This is a genomic window from Billgrantia lactosivorans (assembly GCF_003254665.1).
Taxonomy (GTDB): Bacteria; Pseudomonadota; Gammaproteobacteria; order Pseudomonadales; family Halomonadaceae; genus Halomonas; species Halomonas lactosivorans.
Window position 1 is genome coordinate 826,638 of record NZ_QHGY01000001.1, and the last position, 24,819, is coordinate 851,456.

At 68.4% G+C, this 24,819-nt stretch carries 20 protein-coding genes; 6 read left to right on the forward strand and 14 right to left on the reverse strand.

Annotated elements, in window-relative coordinates:
- Positions 1-6 precede the first annotated feature (6 nt).
- From DIS04_RS03685 to DIS04_RS03710, 6 genes are read right to left on the reverse strand one after another with little or no spacing between them, the layout of a single operon-like run.
- Positions 7-1,983 carry an IucA/IucC family protein gene (locus tag DIS04_RS03685; RefSeq protein WP_162623012.1) on the reverse strand — a complete coding sequence of 659 codons (1,977 nt, stop codon included), beginning with the start codon at positions 1,981-1,983 and terminating at the stop codon, positions 7-9.
- Positions 1,958-3,256: a type III PLP-dependent enzyme gene (locus DIS04_RS03690; protein WP_218938121.1), complete on the reverse strand. Its 1,299-nt coding sequence runs from the start codon at positions 3,254-3,256 to the stop codon at positions 1,958-1,960. The genes DIS04_RS03685 and DIS04_RS03690 overlap by 26 nt, the downstream gene beginning before the upstream one ends.
- On the reverse strand, positions 3,253-4,029 hold the full coding sequence (locus DIS04_RS03695) for an HpcH/HpaI aldolase family protein (RefSeq protein ID WP_111412352.1): 777 nt from the start codon (positions 4,027-4,029) through the stop codon (positions 3,253-3,255). The genes DIS04_RS03690 and DIS04_RS03695 overlap by 4 nt, the downstream gene beginning before the upstream one ends.
- A 9-nt stretch (positions 4,030-4,038) precedes the next feature.
- Positions 4,039-5,883, reverse strand: coding sequence for an IucA/IucC family protein (locus DIS04_RS03700; RefSeq protein WP_111412353.1), 1,845 nt, complete (start codon positions 5,881-5,883; stop codon positions 4,039-4,041).
- On the reverse strand, positions 5,880-7,706 hold the full coding sequence (locus tag DIS04_RS03705) for an IucA/IucC family protein (RefSeq protein ID WP_111412354.1): 1,827 nt from the start codon (positions 7,704-7,706) through the stop codon (positions 5,880-5,882). Before DIS04_RS03705 ends, DIS04_RS03700 begins: the two co-directional genes overlap by 4 nt.
- Positions 7,678-9,111: a DHA2 family efflux MFS transporter permease subunit gene (locus DIS04_RS03710; RefSeq protein ID WP_111412355.1), complete on the reverse strand. Its 1,434-nt coding sequence runs from the start codon at positions 9,109-9,111 to the stop codon at positions 7,678-7,680. Before DIS04_RS03710 ends, DIS04_RS03705 begins: the two co-directional genes overlap by 29 nt.
- Before the next feature lie 183 nt (positions 9,112-9,294).
- Here DIS04_RS03710 and DIS04_RS03715 point away from each other — a divergent pair, with 183 nt between their 5' ends.
- The 3 genes from DIS04_RS03715 to DIS04_RS03725 are packed head-to-tail and all read left to right on the forward strand — an operon-like array spanning position 9,295 to position 11,971.
- Entirely contained in the window at positions 9,295-10,137 is an 843-nt protein-coding gene (locus DIS04_RS03715; RefSeq protein ID WP_111412356.1) for an ABC transporter ATP-binding protein, read from the forward strand.
- Positions 10,134-11,069, forward strand: coding sequence for a sucrase ferredoxin (locus DIS04_RS03720; RefSeq protein ID WP_111412357.1), 936 nt, complete (start codon positions 10,134-10,136; stop codon positions 11,067-11,069). Before DIS04_RS03715 ends, DIS04_RS03720 begins: the two co-directional genes overlap by 4 nt.
- Positions 11,070-11,092: 23 nt before the next feature.
- The gene (locus DIS04_RS03725; RefSeq protein WP_111412358.1) at positions 11,093-11,971 is read left to right on the forward strand and encodes an ABC transporter substrate-binding protein; all 879 of its coding nucleotides are present in this window, start codon (positions 11,093-11,095) and stop codon (positions 11,969-11,971) included.
- A 24-nt stretch (positions 11,972-11,995) separates the two neighbouring features.
- Here DIS04_RS03725 and fhuB read toward each other — a convergent pair whose 3' ends face one another.
- A complete protein-coding gene (gene fhuB, locus DIS04_RS03730; RefSeq protein WP_111412359.1) occupies positions 11,996-13,981 on the reverse strand; it encodes a Fe(3+)-hydroxamate ABC transporter permease FhuB in 1,986 nt (661 codons plus the stop codon).
- Between the two features lie 221 nt (positions 13,982-14,202).
- Between fhuB and DIS04_RS03735 the strand changes: the two genes are divergently transcribed.
- Both DIS04_RS03735 and DIS04_RS03740 read left to right on the forward strand, forming a co-directional pair.
- Positions 14,203-14,613, forward strand: coding sequence for a hypothetical protein (locus tag DIS04_RS03735; RefSeq protein ID WP_111412360.1), 411 nt, complete (start codon positions 14,203-14,205; stop codon positions 14,611-14,613).
- Between the two features lie 75 nt (positions 14,614-14,688).
- The gene (locus DIS04_RS03740) at positions 14,689-15,456 is read left to right on the forward strand and encodes an ATP-binding cassette domain-containing protein (protein ID WP_111412361.1); all 768 of its coding nucleotides are present in this window, start codon (positions 14,689-14,691) and stop codon (positions 15,454-15,456) included.
- A 79-nt stretch (positions 15,457-15,535) separates the two neighbouring features.
- On the opposite strand, the gene DIS04_RS03745 is transcribed toward DIS04_RS03740, so the two are convergent.
- The 3 genes from DIS04_RS03745 to DIS04_RS03755 all read right to left on the reverse strand — a co-directional run bounded on the left by DIS04_RS03745 (position 15,536) and on the right by DIS04_RS03755 (position 18,041).
- Entirely contained in the window at positions 15,536-16,147 is a 612-nt protein-coding gene (locus DIS04_RS03745) for a superoxide dismutase (RefSeq protein ID WP_111412362.1), read from the reverse strand.
- A gap of 203 nt (positions 16,148-16,350) precedes the next feature.
- Entirely contained in the window at positions 16,351-17,277 is a 927-nt protein-coding gene (locus tag DIS04_RS03750; protein ID WP_111412363.1) for an electron transfer flavoprotein subunit alpha/FixB family protein, read from the reverse strand.
- 14 nt (positions 17,278-17,291) lie between these two features.
- Complete coding sequence (locus tag DIS04_RS03755; protein ID WP_111412364.1) at positions 17,292-18,041, reverse strand: electron transfer flavoprotein subunit beta/FixA family protein; 750 nt, start codon at positions 18,039-18,041, stop codon at positions 17,292-17,294.
- 347 nt (positions 18,042-18,388) lie between these two features.
- Between DIS04_RS03755 and DIS04_RS03760 the strand changes: the two genes are divergently transcribed.
- A complete protein-coding gene (locus DIS04_RS03760) occupies positions 18,389-20,059 on the forward strand; it encodes an electron transfer flavoprotein-ubiquinone oxidoreductase (protein ID WP_111412365.1) in 1,671 nt (556 codons plus the stop codon).
- 63 nt (positions 20,060-20,122) lie between these two features.
- On the opposite strand, the gene DIS04_RS03765 is transcribed toward DIS04_RS03760, so the two are convergent.
- The 4 genes from DIS04_RS03765 to DIS04_RS03780 form a co-directional block, all read right to left on the reverse strand.
- A complete protein-coding gene (locus DIS04_RS03765; protein ID WP_111412366.1) occupies positions 20,123-21,100 on the reverse strand; it encodes a Gfo/Idh/MocA family oxidoreductase in 978 nt (325 codons plus the stop codon).
- An 88-nt stretch (positions 21,101-21,188) separates the two neighbouring features.
- Entirely contained in the window at positions 21,189-22,010 is an 822-nt protein-coding gene (locus DIS04_RS03770; protein ID WP_111412367.1) for a sulfurtransferase, read from the reverse strand.
- The gene (locus DIS04_RS03775) at positions 22,007-24,238 is read right to left on the reverse strand and encodes an ATP-dependent helicase (protein WP_111412368.1); all 2,232 of its coding nucleotides are present in this window, start codon (positions 24,236-24,238) and stop codon (positions 22,007-22,009) included. The genes DIS04_RS03770 and DIS04_RS03775 overlap by 4 nt, the downstream gene beginning before the upstream one ends.
- Positions 24,235-24,792 (reverse strand): DUF1285 domain-containing protein, encoded by a 558-nt coding sequence (locus tag DIS04_RS03780; protein WP_111412369.1) that lies wholly within the window; start codon positions 24,790-24,792, stop codon positions 24,235-24,237. The genes DIS04_RS03775 and DIS04_RS03780 overlap by 4 nt, the downstream gene beginning before the upstream one ends.
- Positions 24,793-24,819 lie beyond the last annotated feature (27 nt).

Sequence of the window (24,819 nt, forward strand, 5' to 3'; positions counted from 1 at the left end):
TGCCCTTTATACAGGTTCGGTGCCGACAACGCACTCCCCGCTCGAGGCAGGATTCACCAGGTCCTCAGTCTCGACCACCCGGCGGAAGGGGTTGGGCTGACTCGATTTTCCCGAGGGCATGCTGCCGGGCACGCCCTGCTGTTCGAGCAGCGGACGCAGCACGCACTTCAGCGGCCAGCGCGGCGCCGCGAACAACTCCTCGTTCAGGGTGCACCGCTGCGCGTCGTCGAACGGCACGGCCGCGATCATCGCCTCCAGGCGTTCGCGCATGGCTTGCCACAGCCGAACCTCCGTCAGGCCCTGATGGCCATGTTCGATCACGAGGCTGTCGACGATCGCGCCCAGATTGACCTGCACGCCGAGGGTCTGGAAATAGAACAGCAGGTCTCGCGGCGTGTCGTTGTAGAGGCTGTTCGAGTAGCCCGGCCGAATGCGGTACTGCGGGTCGTCGATGGCATGACGATCGAGCCACGGCCGATGCAGGCGCACCGAGTCGTGATCGCGCAGCAGCAAGCCTTGCAGGCGCCCGTCGCGGCATACCAGTACGGCATTCTGGCCGTGGATCTCGGGCATCAGCCCGAGCCGATAGAGGCGCAGGGCCACCTCGAAGAAGACGTCGCACAGTTCGCCGAACAGCGTGACCGTCGCCGCCGGACCATCGTCCAGCCCGCGCTGGCGACGCCACGCCGCGAAGGGGTGCTCCCCCGCGCAAGCCGCCTGGGCGGTCGACACGCCCAGCGCCGCCATGGGCAGCAGGCGCACTGTCGGGTCCTGGAGCAGTACCCGGGGGTATTCGCGGGCCAGCGCGCCCAGGTGGCGCGGCGGATCGTCGAACAGGCCGCTGCCCCGGGGCAGATAGGACCACCAGCGGCGCTCGTCACAAAGATGGAGCCGCTCGGCCAGGACCGCGTCACGCTCGCGGGCCTGCTCGAGCAGGGTCTGGCCGCCTTCGCCATTGATCAGCTTGACCGCCGGCAGGTAGCGTGCAGCCCCCAGGGAGAAGACCGCCATGGGCAGCTTCAGGTGAAAGCGCCCTTCACCCAGCGGTGCCAGCGAGCGCAGCGACGATGTCGCGCCGAAGTCGCCGACGGCGGTTTCCAGCGCCATGCCCTCCCCTGCCGCCAGCATGTCGCCGAGGTGCCTGGGCAAGCCATGCTCGTGTTGCCAGGGATGCACCGGCAACGCCAGCCAGGCCTCGCGGTTCAGCCCGCGCCGTGCCATCTCCGCTTCGAGCTCGGCGCGGCCGGCCTCGTCCAGCAGTAGCGCCATCGGCTCCGGCGCTCCGGGCATCGCCGCGCTGCCTGTTGCCACCGACTCACGGCGAATGGCCAGCCAGCGCAGCCGTATGGGTCGGGCGAACTCCGCCGCATGGCGGCGGTGGTCCTCCTCGTCGAGTCCCTCCTTGGCCCTGGCCAGCGGATGGAAGGGTCGGTCGCGCAGTGCGGCGCGACGCTCCAGGCTGCGCAGGCCAGCCGCGGCGGACTGCCCCAACGACGCCTCGAACAGCGGTGCCTCGGCGATCGACTGACGCGTCTGCCACAGGGTGGTCGCCAGCAGGCGTCGCACGTTGGCGACTCCGGGCTGCTGTCGCCGGGTCTCGTCCAGGCAGCTCGCCTCGACCTGTTCGAACAGCTCGGCTGACGTCAGGCGTCGCCACTCGGCAATGCCGCCATCGGCTCGAAAGCCCACCGCGAGGACCCCGGCGCCAGCGACGTGCCGCCGCGGCGGCAGCACGGCGCCGCGCAGCGGCAACAGCAATGCTCGCCCCGCTTCGGGCGCGACCCACCAGCGCAGGCACTCCGCCCCCGACGGCCAGCCCAAGCCGGCGGGCAACGCCCCGGGTGCCGGCCAATCGACCGGCTGGCCGTCGAGGAAGCCCTCGGCCAGCAGGGTGTCGACGAGGTCGCCGAGCAGGCGCGCTTCGGCGAGGCGGGCCGCCTCGCCCCGGAGGGAGGCGTCAGGGAAGGAGGGGGCAGTCGGCATCACGGGCAAGCTCCTTGTCGTCGCAGCGATCGTCGAGGTAGAGGTGCTGGGGGTGGGCGTGGCCCAGGAAGTCATGGTGCGAGATCGTCCAGCCGTAGGCGCCGGCGCGGTGGAACAGCACCACGTCGCCGACCCGCAGCCGCGCCACCGGCACCTCGCTGGCGAGCACGTCCTTGGGCGTGCACAGCTCGCCGGCCAGGGTCACGCGCCGGCCCTCGAGGGTGGGGCGCGGGAAGGGATAGGGCCAGTGGCGACGCGGCACCACCTCGAAAGGATGGTCGTGGCGCCACGAGGCGGGCAGACGAAAGTGATGGGTGCCCCCGCGCAGGATGGCGAAATCGCGGCCATGACTCTGCTTGAGGTCGATGACCTCGGCGGCGTAGTAGCCGCAGAAGGCCACGAGGAAGCGCCCGGGCTCGAAGAGCAGTTCCGCCCCGGGCAGCGGATCGTCGTCGAGCAGCGGGCGCAGCGCCTCGAGGAACAGCGTCCAGTCGAAATCCGGGCGCTCGTCGTAGGAGACACCGAAGCCACCGCCGGCATCGACACAGCGGATCTCGAGGTCGAAGCGCTCGGCCCACGCACGCACCCGCGCCAGGTAGGTGGCCACCAGCCGGGCGTGCAGGCGAGCGTCGAGGTTGTTGGAGATCGAGTGCAGGTGAAAGCCGTCGAGCCGCAGCGCCGGGCTGCGCCGTGCCTCGGCGATCGCCTCGGCCACCTGCGGCTCGTCGATGCCGAACTGGGTGGCCCGCCCGGCCATGGTGACGGTGGCCTCGGGCAGGGTATCGTGCAGGTTCACGCGCAGCAGGATCGGCACCACCAGGCCGCGCCGCTCGGCGATCAGGCGCAGGCGTCGCAGCTCGTGCAGGCTCTCGACGTGGATACGCTCCACCCCAAGCGCCAGCGCCTCCTCCAGCTCGGCATCCTTCTTGCCCGGGCCGCCGAAGAGGATCGAAGCCGTATCGCTGACCTCGCGGATGCGACGGATCTCGCCGATCGAGGCGGCCTCGAAGCCCGCCACCAGCGGCGCCAGCGCCGCGATCAGATGGCGGTCGGGGTTGGCCTTGACGGCATAGTAGAGCCGGCAACGTTGCGGCAGTGCCGTCATCATCGCTGCGACGTGTTCGCGTAGCGCCGCCAGGTCGTAGAGAAACGCGCAGACCGGCTCGTGCGTGCCCTCGGCGGCCTGTTCGTCGAACGCCGTCAGGCGACGCCGGATTGCCTCTGACGGCAGATGCCAGGGCGCCCGCACCATGATGCTGGCCGCGCTCGTCATGGGCTCGCCTCCTCGCGATAGGTGGCCAGCTGCGCTTGCAAGGCTCGAAAGGCAATGCCGCGCTCGTCGCCCAGCACGAAGGCGTGAACACCCCGCTCGCGCCAGTCGTCATGTCGCGCGGTGCCGCGGGGAATGGCACAGAACGGCACCTCGGCGCGCCGGCACTCGGCGTGGATCCGGTCGAGCATCTCGCGCACCGCCGGGGCGTCGGTCTGCCAGGGCAGGCCCAGCGACTGCGACAGGTCCGCCGCCCCCTCCAGCACCATGTCCACGCCAGGCACTCTCAGGATCGCGGGGAGGTTCTCCACCCCTTCACGGTGCTCGATCATGGGCACCAGCATGAGCGCGTCGTTGGCGCGCCGCAGGTAGTCGACCAGGTCGTCGGCACCGAAGCGCGCCGGGCGCCCTCCGTTCATGCTGCGCCACCCCAGCGGCTGGAAACGCAGGCTGTCGCTCAGTGCCGCCAGCGCTTCCGGCCCACGCACGTCGGCCAGCACGATGCCCCGCGCGCCGGCGTCGAGCAGCGGCACCACGACATCGGGATCGGGGCGTCTCACCCGCACCAGGGCGGTGATGCCGGCGAGCTCCGCGGCACGCAGCATGTGCTCCAGCGTCTCGGGATTCACCAGGGTATGTTCGGTATCGAGGATGACGAAGTCGAAGCCCGCCTGGCCGATCATCTCGACGGTTACGGCCGTGGGAATCGAGGCGAACAGGCCGAGCGCCGTCTCGCCGCGCTCCAGTCGGCGCTTGAGGGTATTGGGGGTCAGCATCGGGTCTCCTCAGGTGGTTGGCCGATAGGGATGCAGGGGATTGTCGCGGGTGGCAATGCGTTTCTCGCCGTCGCCGAACAGCCGGCGCTTGGCGAGCTCCTCGATGTTCACTGTCGCGGCGAACAGGTCGAACAGCGCGAAACGGGCCGTCAGCTCCGGCCGTGCCGCCTGGTAGTCGCGGATCACCCCGGCGGTCATCGCCCAGAAATCGGCCTCCGGCAGGCCGTAGTGCTGTTCCAGGCAGAGGCAGAGTTCGGCCAGGGCGATGAAGAAGAGGGCGTCGTAGGTAAAGTCGCGCACCTCGTCGGGATCGTCGGTCAGGAGGTAGGAATTGCGATTGACCGCCGCGTGACTGGCCGGCTCCGGCACCAGCGCCGGGGCACGCTCGGGCTCGGCCAGCAGCGCCGGGCTGAAGCGCACGCCGTCGTGGAAATCCTTCAGCGCGACGCGCTCGGGCCAGCCGTCGCGGTGGATCAGCAGGATGTTCTGCCCATGGGACTCCAGGCCGACACCGTGGGCGTAGAGCAGGTGGATCAGCGGCGTGACCGTGACTTCCAGCAAGCGGCGCGTCCAGGCCGCCACGCCATGGCGTCGCACCCAGCCATCGAGCATCGGGGCACCCGAGGCAGCCAGTTGGGTCAGGCCGTTGAAGGCCAGGGCGCGCTCTCCCGCCCGCAGATGTCGATGCAGGCTCTCCCGCCACACGGCGCCCAGGGTGCCGTAGGCCTGGCTGCGCCGCGGCTCGGCCAGGCGCGAGACGTCGTGAGCCACACCCAGCACCTCGCGCAGTATGACCGCCGTGTCTCGCAGCGAGGCATCCCGCCTCACCAGGTCGTGGAGCCAGTCGCTGACGCGTGCGCTGTTTTCCACCGTGTGGGCGGCCAGGATACGGCTGGTGGAGGTGTTGACGATGCTCAACGCGAGCTTGAGGTTGGCCCGCCGCGGTCGGCTGGCATTGGCCAGGGTGCGGATCGACTGCTGGGCGCGGTAGGTGTCGGCGGCCGCACCCAGGTAGCACAGCCGGCCGGCGGCGAGTTCGGCCTGGAAGGCGGGCAGGACGATATGGCTCCACTGCCAGGGGTGCACCGGCAGCATGACGAAGTCCTGGGGGCGACGTCCCGCCGAGGCCACCAGCCGACGGCGGAAACGGTCCAGTGTCGCCTCCCCCAGCTCTTCGCGCAGGAAGGCACCGAGCTGCAGCGATTCGGAAGCCGAGACACGGCAGTCGTCACGATGCACGGCTAGCCAGAGGGGCCGGATCGGCTGACGAAACTCGGGGCCGTAGAGGGCGTTGTCGTCTAGCGAGAAACCCAGTCGCGACTTGTAGCTGGGGTGGTAGGGATGTCCTTCCTGCAGCCGGCCTTCCCAGGCGTCATGATCCCACGCCAGGTCGGGCACGGTCGGCATGCCGCTCACGACGAGCGACTGGGCGTCCTTGAGCAGGGTCTGCTGCAGTTCTTCCAAGAGCCGGGGCAAGCGTTCGGCGGGAACGATGGGCGCCATCGTCTCGGTCACGAAATCGGCCAGGGCCGCTTCACGCTGGCGCCCGTCCGCCGCCTGGCGTTGCACCGGATGCAGCGACAGGCGCACCCGGCCGAAGCTCCGCTTGCGTGCGCCCCAGGCGGTGTAGCGTACCTCGGAGCCTTCGGCGTCCAGTCCGCTGAGCGAGAAGGCGCGCAAGCCATTGGCGCCGTCCGGCTCCTCGACGCAAGGCAGGACGTCCTCGAACAGCAGGGCCTGGATGAGCTGGCGCAGTACGCGTTGTTGTGCGCGCGCGTATTCCGGCGTGGCGGGCAGCAGCCCCGGCTCGACGATCGATGTGGGGGTGTGAAGGATCGCTTCCATGTCGCTCATTCGGCTCGCTTGATCGGGTTGACGATATCGATGAACAGCGGCGAGGCGCCGCGCTGGCGGAAACAGCTCAACAGGTTGGCCTTGGCCGGCCAGTGGTCGGCCCGCAATAGCGCTTCGGCGTAGGCCGCGAGGCGCTCGCCCCCCTCCTCTCGCAGGCGCGCCAGGCGAGCGCCCACCAGTCGCCATAAGCGGCTCTCGCAGACGCCGAGGTGACCGGCCAGCGCATTCACCACGCCACCCAGGTGGTTGACGCAGAAGTAGTACTGGGTGCGCCGCCAGGCGGTCTCCGGCGCGTACAGCAAGGGGCTGTCCTCGGCAATGCCGAGCGCGGGCCAGGCGTATAGCTCGGCGACCCGCTCGCGATCGAGGCTGACGCCTTCCAGGTCGCGTACGTAGAGGGTCCGCGGCCACCCCTGCTCCAGACGCAACAGGCAGTTCTGCAGGTGCGCCTCGAAGCTGACCCCGGTTTGCGCCAGGACGCTCAGGATCGGTACCAGGGAAATATCCAGGTAGGCCTCGAACCAGCGGGCGAGATCCACCTCTCCGCCGGCGCCCTGGCGAATCGCCGCGATCAGCTTGGGCTCGGTCTCCCCCGGATAGGGCTCGAGCAGCGACGCGAGAACGCAGGCCTGCCGGGTGTCGGCCGGCATCGGCCGAAAGAGCGTCGTGAACGCAGCGACCCGGTGGGCGGCCAGTGCCGGATGTGCCGAATCCAGGGTGCGATAGCCGGTCTCCTTCACCACCTGGAAGGCCTCGCTCTCCAGGTCTCCCCGCAGGCGGTGGATGACCCGCGCGGCGTCGAGGGTTCGGCGCGATTGCTCCAGGGTGTTCTCGCGGACCAGGTTGGTGATGCGCACCTGCAGGGGCAGCTTGTAGCCGTGGCCGGTCTCGGGCAGCCACACCGAGCGCACCGAGGAAGTGGGATAGGCCCATGGGCCAAGCGTCCCCAGGTCGACGAGATCTGCCCTCTCCAGCAGTGGCCGGATGTCGGGCTGCGGCAGCAGATAGTCCGCCTGCCAGGGGTGCATGGGCAGGACGGCATGGTCGTCGTATCGCCCGCCGAGCCGACGACGGGCCGCGGCCACCACGTCCTCGGCGAGGCCGCCGCCGGGCGCCTCGAGCCACTCCTCTACCAGCCACTCGCGTCGCACGGCCACATAGCGGAGCCGGAAACGGGCGCCGCGCTCCGGACTGTAGTCGTCGAACGGGCGCCGCTCGGCACCCTGGGAGCACTTGGGGAACGGATGGAAGGGATGCCCCAGGTAGAGCGACTGCTCGGCGGTGATGAAGTCTGGCGCCTCGGATGGCGTGCCGGCGTGGCGGCGACGAAAGTCGTCGAGATGCGCCGCCATGCGGGTGAAACTGTTGTTGATCTTGTCGCGCATGTCCCACAGCCGCAGCTCGTGGGTGTTGCCGCTTGCCGGTACGCCCAACGATTCCAGCAGGTGCTGAAGGATGTCCTGCATGTCCAGCGGCACCACCCGCCCCCGGGCATCGCGCAGATAGAAGGCCGCACCGTAGCGATGCTGCCCCGAGGGCGAGAAGGTGCGCAGCGTGCCGATCAGCTCGCCCGCCGGCAGCGTCACCCGGAAAGGCTCGCCGGCATCGAGCAGCGGTGCCGCCAGCTCGCTCTCGTCCCGCCGCGGGTCATGGCATCCCGTCTCGCGCAGGTAGCTGTTGAGCAGCGCGCGCAGCGTGGCCTCCTTCGCCAGCAGGTGGCTGGCATAGGAAGGACAGTGGGCGTGGGGCGCAGGCAGGGGGGCCTGATCCGGGGCTTGTGCTCTCTCGGGAGCGCTAGATCTTGGTAGCTCGATGTGAGTCATGGGCTGGCGTTTCCTCACAGCGGTGGGAGGGAAGCGACAACGCCAGTGGCGTTGCCAGGAGAACCAGAACGGCCAGGGCGACGAAGGCCTCGCTCGCTGCCGCGAGCGCGGCCGCCTCGCCAGAGGCCCCCTGGGCGATGAGGTGCGACGTGCGCAGGTCGTGGTGCAGGGCCAGTGCCGCGACCCCCAGCGCCGAGGCAAGCCGGCGGCCCAGGTTGTTCATCGCCGACGCCTGGGCGATGCGGTCGTCATGCAGGGCATTGAGACCGACCGTGGTCGCCGGCAGGTAGCCGAAGCCAAGGCCGACTCCGCGCGCCGCCATCAACACGCCGATCAGCCACAGCGGCGCGTCGTGGCCCAGCGCGGCGAGTCCCAGCAGCGCGGCTGCGGTCACCAGCAGGCCGAGGACCACGATTCGGCGCGCCGAGCCCCTGTCGACCAGGCGACCCGCCCAGGGGGAGCAGGCGGCCGCCATCAGAGCGGCAGGCAAGAACATCATGCCGGTGGTGAGCGCGTCGTAGCCCATCACCTGCTGCATCCAGAGCGGGATCAGCAGCAGGCAACCGAAGGTGGCGACGGCCTGAGCGCAGGCGATGAGAACGCTGGCGCGAAAGACGCGAACGGAGAACAGCCGCAGTTCAAGTAGCGGGTATCGCCTTCCCCGCTCGACATGCACGAAAACGACCAGGAGCAGCATCCCGACGGCGAGCGGAGCCCAGCTTCGATATGCCAGCAGGTCGAGCGGCGACGCCACGGCACCCAGGGCAATCAGTACCCCGCCGACGCCCAGGGTCACCAGCACGAAGCCGGCCAGGTCGAAGGGGCGCTTGCGGTCGAGAGGACGTTCCGTCAGGTAGCCGTGACCGCTCGCCAGCGCCAGGATGGCGACCGGCAGGTTCATCACAAACAGGGCCGGCCAGGAACTGACTTCCAGCAACAGCCCACCGACGCCGGGACCGATCGCCGGAGCCACCATCGCGGCGAAGCCCCAGAGGCCGGTCACCCGGCCACGCCGTTCGGCGGGCCAGGCGGCGAAGATCAATGGCAGCGAGAGCGGCATCATGAGCCCCGCGGCCACACCCTGCAGCCCACGCGCCAGCAGCACCCCCGCCAAGCCCGCGGCCAGGGCACCGAGCAGGGAGGAGAGCAGAAACAGCCACAGGCCCAGCAGATAGAGGCGTCGCGTGCCGAAGCGGGCGGCAAGAAAACCGGTCAGCGGCATGGTCATGCCCATTGCCAGCAGAAACAGGCTCATCACCCAGCCGACGCGGGCCGCTCCCGCGTCGAACACGCGCATCAGTTCAGGAATCGCCAGGTTCAGCGCGCTGTTGTTGAGGCTGACGGTAAACGTCCCCAGCAGCACGGTGATGAGCGTTCGATAAGCGACGGCGTTCCTTGTCCTCATGAGGCTCCTTCCTCGATTTCTTCCCGTCAGTAGCCGAGCGGGACGCGACAACAAGGGAGAGGCTGCCACAGCCGATCCTTATATGCAAACGATTCTCAGAATCATTCGTAGTCTTATGTAAGCATCGCACTGGGAATGAGAAACGCTTATACTCAGCACCAGATTTTCATGAGTCGGTGTTCGATGACTTCCTCCCCTTCTGCCCCCGCACGCCTTCAGGGCGTGGCTCTTGCCGCAGGCTACGAGGGTCGGCGCGTTCTCGACGGCGTGGACTTTCGCGTCGAAGAGGGTCGGCTCACGGCACTGCTCGGCCCCAACGGCAGCGGCAAGTCGACGCTGCTGAAGACCCTGGCGCGCACGCTGCCACCGGAATGTGGCCGCGTGCTGCTCGACGGTCGTGACATCCACCGCATGCACACCCGCGACGTGGCCCATCGGCTCGGCATCCTGCCCCAGAGCCCCAGCGCACCCGAAGGCCTCACGGTACGGGAACTGGTCGGCATGGGACGTTTCCCTCACCAGCGGCTGTGGCGCCAGTGGTCGAGGGAGGACGAACGCGCGGTAAGAGCGGCCATGGATGTTGCTCGGGTCGCCGAGTTCGCCGAACGCCCGGTGGACGCCCTCTCGGGCGGCCAGCGGCAACGCTGCTGGATCGCCATGGTGCTGGCGCAGGAGACCGATCTCATCCTGCTCGACGAACCGACGACCTTTCTCGACCTCAAGGTGCAGGTCGATCTGCTGGAGCTGCTGGGGCGGCTGGCGCGTGAGCGCGGCCGCACCCTGCTGGTGGTGCTGCATGACCTCAACCTGGCCGCCGCCTATGCCGACGTACTGGTGATGCTGCGCGAGGGCCGCATCGTGCACAGCGGCCCGCCGGAAGCGGTGTTTACCGCGGCCAACCTGAAGCAGGTGTTCGATCTCGATGCCGACGTCATGCGTGCACCGAATACCGGCCGGCCGGTCTGCGTGCCGGCCATGGGCGGTGCCATGTCGCCGGGGCCGGTGCATCGGGGGGTACCGGCATGAACGGTGCCAAGCGTTTCTGCGCTCGGGAGAGTGTCGCGCTGGGCGACCCGCTGGCGGGTAGCGCCGCCCACGCCGAGCACAACCTGCTGCTCAGTTGGCCACGCGCCAAATGGCAGCGCAGCCTGCGCCGGGCAAGCGACATGCCTGATGCGGTAATGTCGCAGCTGGAAGCCATCGCCGAGGCGGGGCGGCGGGTCAACCTGATCCATCGCCGCGACCAGTCCGACGCTTGTCACCGCCTCTACCTGATGCCGGAGAATCGCGGCTTCGAGGTGAGCCACGAGGAACTGGGTGCGTTCCTGGCGGCACTGCGCGAGCGGGCGCCCCTTGCACGCTGGGAAACCGCCCCGCCCTCGGGCTCTCTGCTGCTGTGCTGTACCCACGGCAAGAAGGACAAGTGCTGCGCCAAGTTCGGCTATGCCGCCTACAAGGCCTTGAGCACAGCGGTAACGGAGCGTGACCTGCCTTTCGAGGTGTGGGAGAGCACCCACCTGGGCGGCTGCCGGCTGGCGGCCAGCGCCATGGTGTTTCCCGCCCTGCGCAAGTACGGCCGCATCGGCGAGGCGGACGTGCTGCCGCTGCTCGAGAGCGAGATGGCTGGACGCCCCTACCTGCCCTGCTACCGCGGCGACTCGCGCCTGAGCCCAGTGCAGCAGTGCGCCCAGGTCGCCGCGCTGGAGTGGCTGGCGGCACGGGGCATCCACGCCGACGTGGCGATGCAACAGCCAGTCGAGGCAGGAACCTCGGGGCGCTGCCAGCTGGCCGTGGTCTGGCATGGCAAGAGCGGCGCGGGGCGGCTCGTGGTGCGCTGCGAATCCAGGTGGCTGCGGCGCCACGACACCTGCGCCGATCTCGTCGCGGGACCGCCTACACCAAGCCAAGTGTGGGTACCGACACGCGTCGAGGCCGTCGAGATGGCCGTACCGCACTGATCAACCCTAACCCGAGTCACGCCATGCCCCTGTCGTTCCTCCCCCTTCGCCGCCTGCTCGGGTTGCTCGCCTGGCTGTGGCTGGCCGTCGGCCCCGCAGGGGCCGACGAAAGCGCAAACCTGGCCACCCTCGACTGGACTCTGGCCGAAACCCTCGTCGCCCTGGGCGAGCCCCCCGAAGCGGTTGCCCAGGTCGGGGACTATCACAGCTGGGTCGGCGCACCCAGGCTGCCCGATCGGGTCGTCGACCTGGGGCTGCGCACGCAACCCAATGTCGAGCTGCTCGCCGACATCGCGCCCGAACGGACCCTGCTCACGCCGATGTTCACCTACCTGGCGCCTCGCCTGAGCCGTGTCGGGGCGGTGGACGTCAGGGAGATCTACACGCCGGAGGGCGACACCTGGCAGCAGATGCTCGCCCTCACCCGTGAGCTGGGTGACTCGATCGGACGACCGGCGTCGGCCGAGCGCCTGGTCGCCTCGACCGAGGCACGCCTGGCGACACTGAAGTCGCGCCTGCCGCAGACGACCCCGCCCCTCCTGATCATTCAGTTCATGGACGACCGGCACGTGCGGGTGTTCGGCGAGCATGGCCTGTTCCAGGCCGTGCTGGACCGTCTAGGCCTGGAGAACGCCTGGCAGGGAAAAACCAACTCCTGGGGCTTCTCGCTGGTCGGCCTGGAGGCACTGCTCGAGCTCGAGGCGCGCCTGGTGGTGGTCGAGCCCTATCCCGTCGGCGTCGAAGAGAAGCTCGCCGACAGCGCGCTCTGGCAATTCCACCCCAGCGTGCGCGAGGGTACCCTGATCACCCTGCCGCCAGTATGGAGCTTCGGCGCCCTGCCCTCGGCAAGCCGCTTTGCCGACCTCCTCGTCGACGCGCTGTCACGGTCTCCGGAGGCCTAGCGTCCCGTCGGGGCCGGCACCTCGTCACAGTCGCCTCAGTCCCCACATGAAGTAGGCGCCACCGATCAGGGAGGCGACCAGGCCGGCGGGGATCTCATAGGGAAAGATCACCTGCCGGCCGACCCAATCGGCCAATACCATCAGCAGCATGCCGACCAGCGCCGCCCCCAGCAGATGCTGGCGTGCCCGTGACAGGCCCAGCAGCCTGGCCATGTGTGGCGCCAATAGCCCGACGAAGGAGAGCGGCCCCACCATCAGGGTCGCGCAGGCGGTCAACAGGGCCACCAACAGCAGCAGCGCCAGGCGCGCACGGCCCAGCTCCACTCCCAGCCCTCGCGTGGTCGCTGCCCCCAGCGGCAGGATGTCCAGCCAGCGGGAGAGCGGCAGGGTACAGAGCGCCAGCAATGCCGCCAGTGCAGCCATCACGAGCGCACTGTCGAGATCGACGTAATAGGTGGAACCTGCCAGCCAGGCGAGCACTTGCTGTCCGCGCGGATCGCCGCCTGCCAGCATCACCCCGCGAACGGCATCGAACAATGCAGTGATCGCCACCCCGGTGAGCAACAGCCGCTCCGGCACGAAGCCACTGCGACGATTGAGCACCGCCAGGACCAGCAAGGTGGCGAAGGCGCCCAGGGTCCCGACACCGGCGAGGACGCCGCCGCTCGGCGCGGCAAGCATGAAGACGCCGACGATCAGGGCAATGGCGCACCCGCCACTGACCCCCAGCACCTCGGGGCTGGCCATGGGGTTGGCCGAGAGGCGCTGCAGCAGCGTGCCCGCCAGGGCCAGCATCAGCCCACTGGCGGCTGCCGCCAGCACGCGAGGCAGGCGCCACTGCATGATGTCCCAGTCGGCCGGCGCCAGCCAGAACCAGCCATCCGCGCCCTGCCCCAGCAGCAGCCCCAGCACGGTCGCCAGCAGCAGCCCGAGGACGAGGACCGCAATCAGACGCCCCGGGGCAACACGACGGTTGGCGAGCACGGTTGCGGGTTGCGGCGGACGATTTCCCTGCAGCTTCAGGCGCGGGATCAGCCACAGCAGCAGTGGCGCCCCCAGCGCACCGGTCACCGCACCGGTGGGAATCAGCGTCGACTGCAGGCCGGTGAAGCTCTGCAGCAGCAGGTCGGTCGTGGCGAGCAGTACCGCGCCCAGCAGCGTCCCCCACAGCAAACGCTCGCCGAGGCGACGCGCACCGGCAAGACGTACGATATTGGGCGCCGCCAGACCGATGAAACCGATGATGCCCACCACGCTGACGATGCTGGCGGTGATGAAGACCGCAAGCCCCATGCCGGCGAAGCGCAGGTAGCGCAGCGATATGCCGAGGCTCCTGGCACTGGCATCGTCCAGCTCGAGCACCGCCAGCGGACGCAGCAGCAACCAGGCTGCCACGCTGCTGATGGCCAACCGCGGCCACAGCGTCGCCACACCGTCCCAGCCATTCTGGGCTAGCGAGCCCGCTCCCCAGATCATCAGGCCCGACAGCGCCTCGTGATTGAACAGCAGCAGGGCCGAGGCCAGGGCCCCGAGGTACAGGTTGACCACCAGCCCCGCCAGCACCACCACGATGGGGGCCAGGCCGCGTCGCCAGGCGAGCGCGAAGACCAGGCCCATCGCCAGCCCGCCGCCAGCCAGTGCCACCCATTCGCGCCCGAGCGCCAGCAGGCCAGGCGCCAGCAGGGTCGCGGCCAGCAGCGCCAGGTTGGCACCCGCGGCCACCCCCAGGGTGGTGGGCGACGCCAGCGGATTGCGCAGTACCTGCTGCATCAGCACCCCGGCCAGGGCCAACCCGCCGCCGGCCAGGAGCGCAACCGTCAGCCTGGGCCACCAGGCGTAGTAGAGCAGCAGATCCCCGACCTCCCGCAACGACGGCGCCAGCAGAACCTGCAGTGCCGGTTCGATGCCCCCATGCTCCTGCAGGCTCAGCCAGAGGAGGCTCAGGAGCGGCAGGCTCAGCAGCAGACAGGTACGTGCCGGCGAGGCGGCCCGTATCGTGGGTGCACTCATGGCCAACGCTCCCGGCGTTCGTTGTCCGCCGCCCCTGCGCTCCCCAGCACGCTTTCGTCGCCCATGCATTCGACCCTTGACCCTTTTGACAACTGCACTGGCGGCGATCTTATCTGAAAACGATTCTCAATAAAATTGCAGGATGTGCCTTATCGATTGACAGGGCGCATGAAGCCAACCAGAATGCAAATCAGTCTCATTAATACCCTCCGGGAGGATTCATGGCCGCAGAGCGCTCCCAGCTTTACTACACCTGCGTCTTCCTGCACGTCTCCTTCCAGGCCATCCAGAACTCGATGGCGGCTTCCCGCGGACGAGACGAGACGCCGTGCTGGCTGGATGCACAGATGCTGAGCCTGCTGTTCGGCGAGCTGAAGCGCTGCCGGCGGGAAGCCGCCCCGTTCCGGGAGGCCTGCCCGCCGCTGGATGTGGCGATCTATCACTGCGGCCTGCTGATGGCGCAATGCCCCGCCGCCCTCGATCGGCGGTTGTGCCAGCATCATCTCGAGGCCATCATGGCGCCACTCAAGCAAGCTACGGCTCAGCTCTCGGGCAGTGCCGGCCGTACCTCAGCCTGCGACGACAGCTCACCCCGGCAGCGGCTGCGCAGCTGGCTGGGGTGGTCATCGTAGCCGTACCGGCAGCACTGGCCAAGGACAACAATTCTCGTTTACCCTACGTCTCCGCAACTTCCCGCAAGGACTTTCATGTTCGAGGTCAAGGCCGCCACCTTCGAGATCGATGGCAAGCCGCTGCTTCAGCCCGTCGAGCACCGCTTCACGGAAGGCAAGGTCTACGGGCTGATCGGCCACAACGGATCGGGCAAGTCGACGCTGGTCAAGCTGCTCGCCCGGCAGCAGCCGGTCAGTCATGGCGAGATCCTGCTCGACGGGCGCTCCCTGAGCGACTGGGGGCCGCGCGAGTTCGCTCGCCGTGTCGCCTATCTGCCCCAGCACCTTCCCAGTGCCGAGAACCTTACCGGGCGCGAGCTGATCGGCTTCGGTCGCTATCCCTGGCACGGTCTGCTGGGCCGCCAATCGTCCCGGGACAGGGCGGCGGTGGAACGTGCCATTGCGCTCAGCCACACCGAGACTTTCACCGACCGCCTGGTGGACACTCTCTCCGGAGGCGAGAGGCAACGCGTCTGGCTGGCCATGCTGCTGGCACAGGAGAGTCGCTTCCTGCTGCTGGACGAGCCGCTGGCGGCCCTCGACATCGCCCACCAGATGGAGGTGCTGGCCCTGATCCGCCAGCTGTGCGACGAATTGAAACTGTGCGTGATCATCGTGCTGCACGACATCAACATGGCCTCGCGCTATTGCGATGAGTTGCTCGCGCTGCACAGCGGCCGCGTTCTGGCCCATGGCTCGCCCGACGAGATGATGACCGACGCCACCCTGGAAGCCATCTACGGCCTGCCCATGCAGGTCATGCCCCATCCCAGCGCAGCGCATCGAATCGCCGTGGCATGCTGAGAGGCAGGCAGCCGGCCTTTAACGAAAGTCGCCGCAGCCATGGGCTGCGGCGACTCGCGATAGCGCGCTTGCACTGCGTTCAGGAAACGGCCTGCTGGTAACGGCGCTCCACGTCCTCCCAGTTGATCACGTTGAAGAAGGCCGCCACGTAGTCGGGTCGCTTGTTCTGGTACTTGAGGTAGTAGGCGTGCTCCCAGACGTCCACACCCAGCACCGGGGTGTTACCGTGCATGTGCGGGCTGTCCTGGTTCAGGGTGTTCTCCACCACCAGCTTCTTCTCCGGAGTGACGCTCAGCCAGGCCCAGCCGCTGCCGAAGCGCCCCAGGGCCGCCTTGGTGAAAGCCTCCTTGAAGGCGTCGAATCCCCCCAGCTCGCTGTCGATGGCCTGAGCCACCCGGCCCTGGGGGTTACCACCACCGGTGGGCGACATCATTTGCCAGAACTTGGAATGATTCGAATGGCCGCCTCCGTTGTTGATCACCTCCTGTCGCTTTTCCTGCGGCACGCGATCGATGCTGGCCATCAGCTCGTCCACCGGAACATCCTCCAGTCCGGTACCCTCCAGCGCGGCGTTGAGCTTGTCGACGTAGGTCTTGTGGTGGCGCGAGTGGTGAATCTCCATGGTCATCGCATCGATATGGGGCTCGAGCGCATCGTAGGCGTAAGGAAGCTCGGGCAATGTATGCGGCATGTTCGCTCCTCCATGAAAGCAACGGATGAAAGCAACGGTCGAGGGGGAAGAAGTCCCCCGGATTCCATCCAGCTAGCATGGCAAAGAGTGGCGGTTCACGCTAATAGCGAATTCGCAGCCTGCATATAGCCATTCCTAATGTACTTGGTGAGTACGCAGGAAGCCGGCCCTGGGGCCGGCTTCCGAGGGGCTTGCGGGAGTGGTTACAGCTTGCTTTCCAACTCCGGCAGGATCTCGAACAGGTCGCCCACCAGGCCATAATCCGCCACCTGGAAGATCGGCGCCTCCTCGTCCTTGTTGATCGCCACGATCACCTTGGAGTCCTTCATGCCGGCCAGGTGCTGGATCGCGCCGGAAATGCCCACCGCGATGTAGAGCTCCGGGGCGACGATCTTGCCGGTCTGGCCCACCTGCATGTCGTTCGGCACGAAGCCGGCGTCGACCGCCGCGCGCGAGGCGCCGATGGCCGCGCCCAGCTTGTCGGCGATGCCCTCGAGCAGCTTGAAGTTCTCGCCGCTGCCCATGCCGCGCCCGCCGGAGATGACCACCTTGGCGGCGGCGAGCTCGGGGCGGTCGCTCTGGGCCAGTTCCTGCTTGATGAAGGAGGACTGGCTGTTCTCGACCACCGTATCGACGCTCTCGACGGCGGCGCTACCGCTCTCGCCGACGGCGTCGAAGCCGGTCGAGCGCACGGTGATCACCTTGAGGCCGTCGTCGCTCTTGACCGTGGCGATGGCGTTGCCGGCGTAGATCGGCCGCTTGAAGGTGTCGGCATCGACCACCTCGACGATCTCGGAGATCTGCGAGACGTCCTTGAGCGCGGCGACGCGCGGCAGCACGTTCTTGCCGGTGGTGGAGGCGGCGGCGAGCACGTGGCTGTATGCGCCGGCGAGCTCGACCAGCAGCGCCCCCATGGGTTCGGCCAGCTGGTGGGCGTAGACGGCGTGGTCGGCCACACGGACCTTGCGCACGCCGTCGAGCCTGGCGGCGGCCTCGGCCACGGCGGCGACGTTCTCGCCGGCCACCAACACGTCGATGTCACCGCCGATGGCCTGGGCGGCGGCCACGACGTGGGCGGTGGCGCCAGCGAGCTGACCGTCGTGATGTTCGGCAAGTACCAGGATGCTCATGAAATCAGCTCCTTTCAAAGAACTTTGGCTTCGTTCTTGAGTTTGTCCACGAGCTCGTCGACGGAGCCCACCTTGATGCCGCCCTTGCGCTCGGCCGGCGACTCGACCTTGAGCAGCGTGAGTCGGCTCGCCACCTCGACGCCGAGGTCCGCCGGCGACTTGACGTCGAGCGGCTTCTTCTTGGCCTTCATGATGTCGGGCAGCTTGGCGTAGCGCGGCTCGTTCAGGCGCAGGTCGGTGGTGACGATGGCCGGCAGGGTCAGCTCGACGGTCTGCAGGCCGCCGTCGATCTCGCGGGTGACCTGGACCTTGTCGCCATCGACCACCACCTCCGAGGCGAAGGTGCCCTGGGGCAGGCCGGCGAGCGCCGCGAGCATCTGGCCGGTCTGGTTGTTGTCGGTGTCAATGGCCTGCTTGCCGAGAATGACGAGACCGGGCTGCTCCTCTTCCACCACCTTGGCCAGCAGCTTGGCCGCGGCCAGCGACTCGACGCGCTCTTCGGTCTCGACATGCACGGCGCGGTCGGCACCCAGCGCCAGCGCGGTGCGCAGCTGCTCCTGGGCGGCCTTGGGGCCGATGGTGACGGCGACCACCTCGCTGGCGACGCCCTTCTCCTTCAGCCGCACGGCCTCTTCCACGGCGATCTCGCAGAAGGGGTTCATGGCCATCTTGACGTTGGTGAGGTCGACGTCGGAGTGATCCGGCTTGACGCGGATCTTGACGTTGTAGTCGATGACGCGTTTGACCGCGACGAGTACTTTCATGGTGTCCTCGCTTGGTTCGATGGGGTGAACCGTCTGGTTTTGACTCGCTGACGCCCGGCACCTCGGGGGAGGGTCAACGACTCCTTAGAACCGGTTGGCATGCCTTTATATGTTTCATGCAAGCGTTTGATAGGCGCCGAATCGAAAAACTTTGCCAATGTGCCATAGCCCGGTCTGTGGCAACAATCCCCTGGCAGAGTCGAGTCATCCTACATTGCCATCGTAGGGGTGTCCTGAGTCGTTTATTATGCCTATCATGGAGAATATCGAGAAGCAAACGACCGTTTTATTTTCTTTCGACGTTGGTGGTAGCTGTCCGACGCCGGAGCCGAGGGAGGAGCGAGTGGATGTCTGAGCATGTAGAACGCGATTCGATGGATTTCGACGTGGTGATCGTCGGCGCCGGTCCCTCGGGGCTGTCGGCGGCCTGCCGCCTGATGCAGCAGGCGGGCGAGGCGGGCCAGGAGCTGTCGGTGTGCGTGGTGGAGAAGGGCTCCGAGGTGGGGGCTCATATCCTCTCGGGTGCGGTCTTCGAGCCCCGCGCGCTCCAAGAACTGTTCCCCGACTGGGAGGAGCGTGGCGCCCCGCTGACCACCCCGGCGACCCGCGACGAGGTCTACCTGCTCAAGGACGCCCACAAGGCACAGAAGCTGCCCAATGCCCTGGTGCCGAAGAGCATGCACAACACCGGCGGCGAACTCACTCGCTACGTGATCAGCGCCGGCAACCTGTGCCGCTGGCTGGCCGAGCAGGCCGAGGCGCTCGGCGTCGAGGTATTTCCCGGCTTTGCCGCGCAGGAGGTGATTCACGACGAGGACGGCACCGTGCGCGGCATCCTCATCGGCGACATGGGCGTGGCCGCCGACGGCACACCCAAGGACAGCTACATGCCGGGCATGGAGCTGCGCGCCAAGTACACCCTGTTCGCCGAGGGTGCCCGCGGCCACCTGGGCAAGGCGCTGATCTCGCGCTTCAACCTCGACGCGGGCAAGGATCCCCAGCACTACGGCATCGGCCTCAAGGAGCTGTGGGACATCCCCGCCGACAAGCACGAGCCGGGGCTGGTCCTGCACGGTTCCGGCTGGCCGCTGGCCAAGGACACCCACGGCGGCTGGTTCCTCTACCATGCCGAAAACCATCAGGTGGTGGTCGGCCTGATCATGGACCTCTCCTACCGGAACCCCTGGCTCTCGCCCTTCGACGAGTTCCAGCGCATGAAGCACCATCCTGTGCTGGCCCAGCACCTCGAGGGCGGCAAGCGTGTGGCCTACGGCGCACGCGCCATCACCAAGGGCGGCCTCAACTGCCTGCCGAAGATGACCTTCCCCGGCGGCCTGCTGATCGGCTGCGATGCCGGCACGCTCAACTTCGCCAAGATCAAGGGCCTGCACACGGCGATGAAATCCGGCCTGGTGGCCGCCGAGGCGGTCTTCGAGGCCATCGCCGGCGGCGACGAGGGCGGCCAGGAGCTGACCGCCTTCAGCCGCAAGTGGGAGCAGAGCTGGGCCTACGCCGAACTCAAGGAGAGCGCCAGCTTCGGCCCGGCGATCCACAAGTACGGCACCGTGGGCGGCGGGGCCTACAACTTCCTCGACCAGTTGCTGGGTGGCAAGCTGCCCAACGTGCACGACACCACCCCGGATCACGCGGCACTGAAGCCGGCCAGCGAGTTCGAGAGGATCGACTACCCCAAGCCCGACGGCAAGCTCTCCTTCGACAAGCTCTCCTCGGTGTTCCTGTCGAACACCAACCACGAGGAGGATCAGCCCTGTCACCTGCGGCTCGAGGACCCGGAGCTGCCGATCCGCGAGAACCTGCCGAAGTACGCCGAGCCGGCGCAGCGCTACTGCCCGGCCGGAGTCTACGAGGTGGTCGAGGACGACGACGGCAAGCCGCGCTTCCAGATCAACTTCCAGAACTGCGTGCACTGCAAGACCTGCGACATCAAGGACCCGGCGCAGAACATCAAGTGGGTGGCGCCGGAGGGCGGTGGCGGCCCCAACTACCCCAACATGTGACGGTGCAACCTGACGAGGGGCGTGCCAGTCGGCGCGCCCTTCGCCGTTCCGGGCGGGTAGCGGTCAACGGCCGCCGCCGGCGGCCCGTGCGGTGACCGCCACCAGCCGGGACAGCTGCGGGTGCGCCTCGCCCTCGCGCGGGACCTCGGGGCACAGCGAACCCAGCTCATGCACGGTTTCGAGGCAGTGCCGCACGGCCTCGATGCCGAAGCCGCGGCCGGCGAGGATCTCGCGGTAGCTGACGGTATGCAGGTCGGCGAAGCCAGTGGAAAACTCGAACTCCTCCCCATCGCAGGTGATGCTGCGATAGGTCGAGGGCTGCCCGCCCAGGCGTTCGGGAAGGTCCTCGGCGTCGATGGACAGGAACCAGCGAACCCGTGCCTTCTCATACTCGTGATAGCCGGCGGCCTTGTGCTCGTCGTGGTAGTGCAGCACCTGCCTTCCCAGTTCACCGAAGATCAGTTGCAGCATGTCGAAGAAGTGGATGCCGATCTCGGCCATGACGCCGAACGACTTGCGCGGATCCCCCTTCCAGCTGGCCAGGTACCAGGGGCCGCGTACGGTGACGTAGGTCAGCTCGACCTCGTATCGGCCGTCGCGGCGCTCGGCCAGCACCTTGTCGCGCAGCTCGTGAATGGCCGGATGGTGGCGCAGCTGCATGATGCTGTAGACGCGATGCCCGGTCTCGCGCTCGATGCAGCGCAGCTCATCGAGCTGCGCCGGCGTCGACACCAGCGGCTTCTCGCAGATCACGTCGCAGCCCAGGTAGAGGCCGGCGGTGATGTGCGCGCTGTGCAGATGGTTGGGGGAACAGACCACCCAGTAGTCGATTCCCCTCCCCGGCTGTCGCCCGAGCCACCAGGCATGCTCCATGAAGCTCTCGAACTCGGTGAAGAAGGCGCAGTCGGTCGAGATGGAATCGATGATGCCCACCGAATCGTTGATATCGTAAGCCGCCACCAGGGTGTGGCCCGTCTCCTTGATGGCCTGCATGTGACGAGGTGCGATGTATCCGGCAGCACCGATGAGGGCAAAATTCATCGTGTCCTCCCTCGCTTCCCATGCCTGGCGTTTGCCGCCCCTTGGCTGCCCGTGCAGGCCGCCTGCAGGTGATTGAAGCCTAGCTCACTCAGCCTCGCGCCACCGGCCGCGCAGGGTCGCGTATCCACTCGCTCCACGAGCCGGGATAGAGCCGGGGCAGCGGGCGACCGGCGATGGCGTAGGCCAGCACGTTGTGGCAAGCGGTCACGCCGGAACCGCAGTAGGCCACCACGGCCTCGTCGCGGGGCAGCTCGGCGTCCAGCGTCTCGGCTGGCTTGAAGCGCCCCGTCTCGTTGAGGTTGGCGGCGCTGGGCCGGCACACCGCGCCGGGGATGTGCCCCGCCACCGGGTCGATGGGCTCGGCCTCGCCGCGGAAGCGCTCCTCGCTGCGGGCATCGACCTTGAGTTCCCGCCCCGAGAACACCTCGTCGGACGAGACCCGCGCCGAATCGTCGAACCGCGGCTGCCAGCCGCTCGGCTCGGGCAGCGCTTCCCGCCCCAGCACCAGCTCGCCACCCTCCTCCTGCCAGGCGCGCAGGCCGCCATCGAGTAGGCGGACCGAGGGATGGCCCGCCCACACGGCCAGCATCCACCAGGCCCGGGCAGCGGCCAGTTGCCCGCCCATGTCGTCCAGCACCACCAGCGGAACAGCGGGCGAGATGCCGAGCCGCTGCAGCGTGGCGGTAAAGGCCTCCGGCGTGGGCAAGGGGTGGCGGCCGCCGGCGCCCGGCATGGCCGCCAGGTCGCGATCGAGGTCGAGATGCAGGCTGCCGGGTACATGGCCGGCTTCCCACAGGCGACGCCCGGCATCGCGATCGCCCAGCCGCGCGCGACAGTCGAGCACCCGCGGAGGCTGTCGTCCCTGCAGTGAATCGGCCAGCTCGGTGGCCGTGATCAGCACCTGGCTCATGCGCGTTCTCCTTGGACAGGTTCCGCAGGCCCGCCCTCGCTGGCGAGCCATTCGACGGGCGCCCGGCAGGCCAGCAAACGACGTCGCCCGGCCTGCTTGAAGTTTACCTCGATTACCGGATCCGCGGGGTCGCCCTCCACCACCACCACCTCGCCGTCACCGAATACCGCGTGGCGCAGCCACTGCCCGGGGCGGCATGGTTGCACGGCGTACGTCGCGCCCGGCTCGCCGACCGCCGCCCCGCGCGGCAGCAGCCCGACCCCTGCATGACCGACAGCCGTCAGATAGCGCGAGACCAGTTCGGGAGACGCCACCGCCAGGGCGGCATCGTCCTGCTCCGGGGCCGACAGCCGGGCCGCGACCTGCCGGCAATCCTCCCATGCCGTCTCGGCCAGGAAGCGGCTGGGACGGTGATCGCCGCCGTCATGCAACAGCAGCAGTCGTTCACGCGCGCGGGTCACGGCGACGTAGAACAGGCGCCTCTCCTCCTCCAGGCGCGCGGGCGTCAAGGGATTGTCGCGGCTGTAGTGGGGAAAATCCTCCTCGTTGGCGCCGGCGACGATCACCAGCGGCCACTCCAGCCCCTTGGCGCCATGCACGGTGGTGATCAGCAGCCCGTCGGCACGGTTCTCGACAGGCCGTTCGAGCAGCTCGATGAAGGCATCGACATGATGCGTCTCGCCCGCCTGCTCGACGAGCACGTCGAGCAGGCGGACGTCCTCCTCCCCCTTCTCGCGGCGCGCGGCGGCGCGCTTGAGCACCTTTTCGGCATCCAGCGCCTCGACGACATGCGCCAGCAGGCGCGCTGGCGGCCATTCGCCGAGGCGCGGCAGCTCGCACAGCAGGGTCCAGCGCCGCTTGAGATTGCGCCGCTGCATGGGCTTGAGGCCGGCCAGCAGCGGGTCGTCCCGCTCGGGGTAGCGCTGCGTCTGCGCCAGGCGCTGGGCCAGGGCGACGAGACGCTCCCGGGCGACGAACGGCGTGGGCTGCTCGAGCAGGCGCAGGAGATGGGCCGGGTCGTGCAGCAGGGCCGGGTGGCGCGCCAGGCGCAGGTAGCCGGCCAGTGCCTGCACCAGCGGCAGGCGAAAGACGAAGCGATCCTCGCGGGAGAGGCGAAAGGGGATACCGGCCTGCAGCAGCTGCAGCTGCACCGGTACCGACAGCGCCCAGCTGCGGACCAGCAGGCACGCCTCGCCGAGGGTTCTTCCGGCGTCCTGCCAGCGGTCGAGGGTCGCCTGCAGCGCCGCCCGGCCCTGCTCGACGGCGAGATCGGTATTGGGGTTTCCCGGCGCGGCCAGGCACAGCTGGTCGGGCCGCCGCCGGTTGGCGGCGATGGCATGGTTGGCCAGCAGCGCCAGCCCGTGACCATGGCGAAAGGTGGTCGAGAGCGGATAGTCGGTTGCCGTGCCGAAGGTCGCGGCGAAGTGCTCGCGCATGGTGTCGGGATGGGCCCCGCGCCACTCGTAGATGCACTGGTTGGCATCTCCCACCGCCATCACGTCGGCGTCGCGACCGACGAGCAGCGCCAGCAGGCGGAGCTGCGCCTGGTTGATGTCCTGGTACTCGTCGACGATCGCCTGGTCGAGAAAGCCCTGGACCCGACGTGCCAGGCGGGGGTCGGCCTCCAGCGCACGCAGCGGCCGGTAGAGCAGGTCCGAATAGGTCATCAGGCCGTGTTCGGCCAGCAGCGTCTCGAGCCGCTCGAACGCCTCGGCGAAGTGTCCGCAGCCCTCATCGTGGTCGAGCCGCTCCAGGAGCGTGGCCGCCGGCACCATTTCGGCCTTCACCAGGCCACAGAAGTGCGCCAGCGCCTCCAGGGTATCGGCTTCGAGCGCCAGCTCGCGCTGCTCGCCATCCTCCAGCACCTCGAGGGTCGCCTGGCGCAGCAGCCGCTCCACCTGCCAGTCGGCGGCAACCAGCCGGCGCGGGGCCAGCACGCCCCAGCGGGTCAGGCTGGCGGTCAGGCGATGCCCCAGCGAATGGAAGGTGCGCACATCGGGCAGGCGCTGGCCGGCGGGGGCCATCTCGACGAGTCGACGCTGGAAGTCCTCGCGTGCCGAACGGTTGAACATCAGCACCAGGATCCGCTTCGCCGGGACGCCCCGCGCGAGCAGATGCAGCACGCGGGCGACCAGGGTGGTGGTCTTGCCGGCGCCCGCGACCGCCGCCACCCGGGCATGACCGGGGCCATGCTCGACCACGGCGCGCTGTTCGCGGGTCAGTCTCACGATGCCTCGGCGGGTAGTTCGCCGAGCGGCTGCCAGCAACCGCCGCTGGTCAGGCCAAGCTCGATCGCGCCGCCCTCACGCTCGCGCTGCTCGGCCTGCTCGACCAGGCGGTAGAAAACGTTGCGCCCCAGTCGCGCGGCCAGACCGAAGCGCACCGGCACCTCGGGTACCTGGGCGCCATCCGGTGTCGCACTCACCTGCAGCCGATGCCGATCGTCCAGCCGCAGGCGATCGCCGGCGTGGGTCGTCAGCCACCAGTCGCCGGCGGCCTCGTCATGCTCGGCGTCGACCACGATAAAGGGCCGGTCGACCACGCGGATGCGCTGCTTCTCCACTGGGGTCACCAGGTAGTAGTGGCCGTCCGCCTCTCGCCGCAGCAGCGTCGAGAGCAGCCGCACCAGGCGCGGCCGCGACATCTCGCGGCCGTCATGGAACCAGCGGCCGTCGGCGGCTATCTCCAGGTCGATCTCCCCGACCTGGGTCGGCTGCCAGCGATCCACCGGCGGCAGGGTGCCGTCGGAGTCGACGTGATTGAGCAGAGGGTCCAGGTTCATGCGTGCCCCTTCGACAGGTTCATCGCC

Excerpts from the sequence above, each read along its gene's own strand:
- DIS04_RS03685 (WP_162623012.1), bottom strand. The coding sequence starts at position 1,983 with ATGCCGACTGCCCCCTCCTTCCCTGACGCCTCCCTCCGGGGCGAGGCG.
- DIS04_RS03690 (WP_218938121.1), bottom strand. The coding sequence starts at position 3,256 with ATGACGAGCGCGGCCAGCATCATGGTGCGGGCGCCCTGGCATCTGCCG.
- DIS04_RS03695 (WP_111412352.1), bottom strand. The coding sequence starts at position 4,029 with ATGCTGACCCCCAATACCCTCAAGCGCCGACTGGAGCGCGGCGAGACG.
- DIS04_RS03700 (WP_111412353.1), bottom strand. The coding sequence starts at position 5,883 with ATGAGCGACATGGAAGCGATCCTTCACACCCCCACATCGATCGTCGAG.
- DIS04_RS03705 (WP_111412354.1), bottom strand. The coding sequence starts at position 7,706 with ATGACTCACATCGAGCTACCAAGATCTAGCGCTCCCGAGAGAGCACAA.
- DIS04_RS03710 (WP_111412355.1), bottom strand. The coding sequence starts at position 9,111 with ATGAGGACAAGGAACGCCGTCGCTTATCGAACGCTCATCACCGTGCTG.
- DIS04_RS03715 (WP_111412356.1), top strand. The coding sequence starts at position 9,295 with ATGACTTCCTCCCCTTCTGCCCCCGCACGCCTTCAGGGCGTGGCTCTT.
- DIS04_RS03720 (WP_111412357.1), top strand. The coding sequence starts at position 10,134 with ATGAACGGTGCCAAGCGTTTCTGCGCTCGGGAGAGTGTCGCGCTGGGC.
- DIS04_RS03725 (WP_111412358.1), top strand. The coding sequence starts at position 11,093 with ATGCCCCTGTCGTTCCTCCCCCTTCGCCGCCTGCTCGGGTTGCTCGCC.
- fhuB (WP_111412359.1), bottom strand. The coding sequence starts at position 13,981 with ATGAGTGCACCCACGATACGGGCCGCCTCGCCGGCACGTACCTGTCTG.
- DIS04_RS03735 (WP_111412360.1), top strand. The coding sequence starts at position 14,203 with ATGGCCGCAGAGCGCTCCCAGCTTTACTACACCTGCGTCTTCCTGCAC.
- DIS04_RS03740 (WP_111412361.1), top strand. The coding sequence starts at position 14,689 with ATGTTCGAGGTCAAGGCCGCCACCTTCGAGATCGATGGCAAGCCGCTG.
- DIS04_RS03745 (WP_111412362.1), bottom strand. The coding sequence starts at position 16,147 with ATGCCGCATACATTGCCCGAGCTTCCTTACGCCTACGATGCGCTCGAG.
- DIS04_RS03750 (WP_111412363.1), bottom strand. The coding sequence starts at position 17,277 with ATGAGCATCCTGGTACTTGCCGAACATCACGACGGTCAGCTCGCTGGC.
- DIS04_RS03755 (WP_111412364.1), bottom strand. The coding sequence starts at position 18,041 with ATGAAAGTACTCGTCGCGGTCAAACGCGTCATCGACTACAACGTCAAG.
- DIS04_RS03760 (WP_111412365.1), top strand. The coding sequence starts at position 18,389 with ATGTCTGAGCATGTAGAACGCGATTCGATGGATTTCGACGTGGTGATC.
- DIS04_RS03765 (WP_111412366.1), bottom strand. The coding sequence starts at position 21,100 with ATGAATTTTGCCCTCATCGGTGCTGCCGGATACATCGCACCTCGTCAC.
- DIS04_RS03770 (WP_111412367.1), bottom strand. The coding sequence starts at position 22,010 with ATGAGCCAGGTGCTGATCACGGCCACCGAGCTGGCCGATTCACTGCAG.
- DIS04_RS03780 (WP_111412369.1), bottom strand. The coding sequence starts at position 24,792 with ATGAACCTGGACCCTCTGCTCAATCACGTCGACTCCGACGGCACCCTG.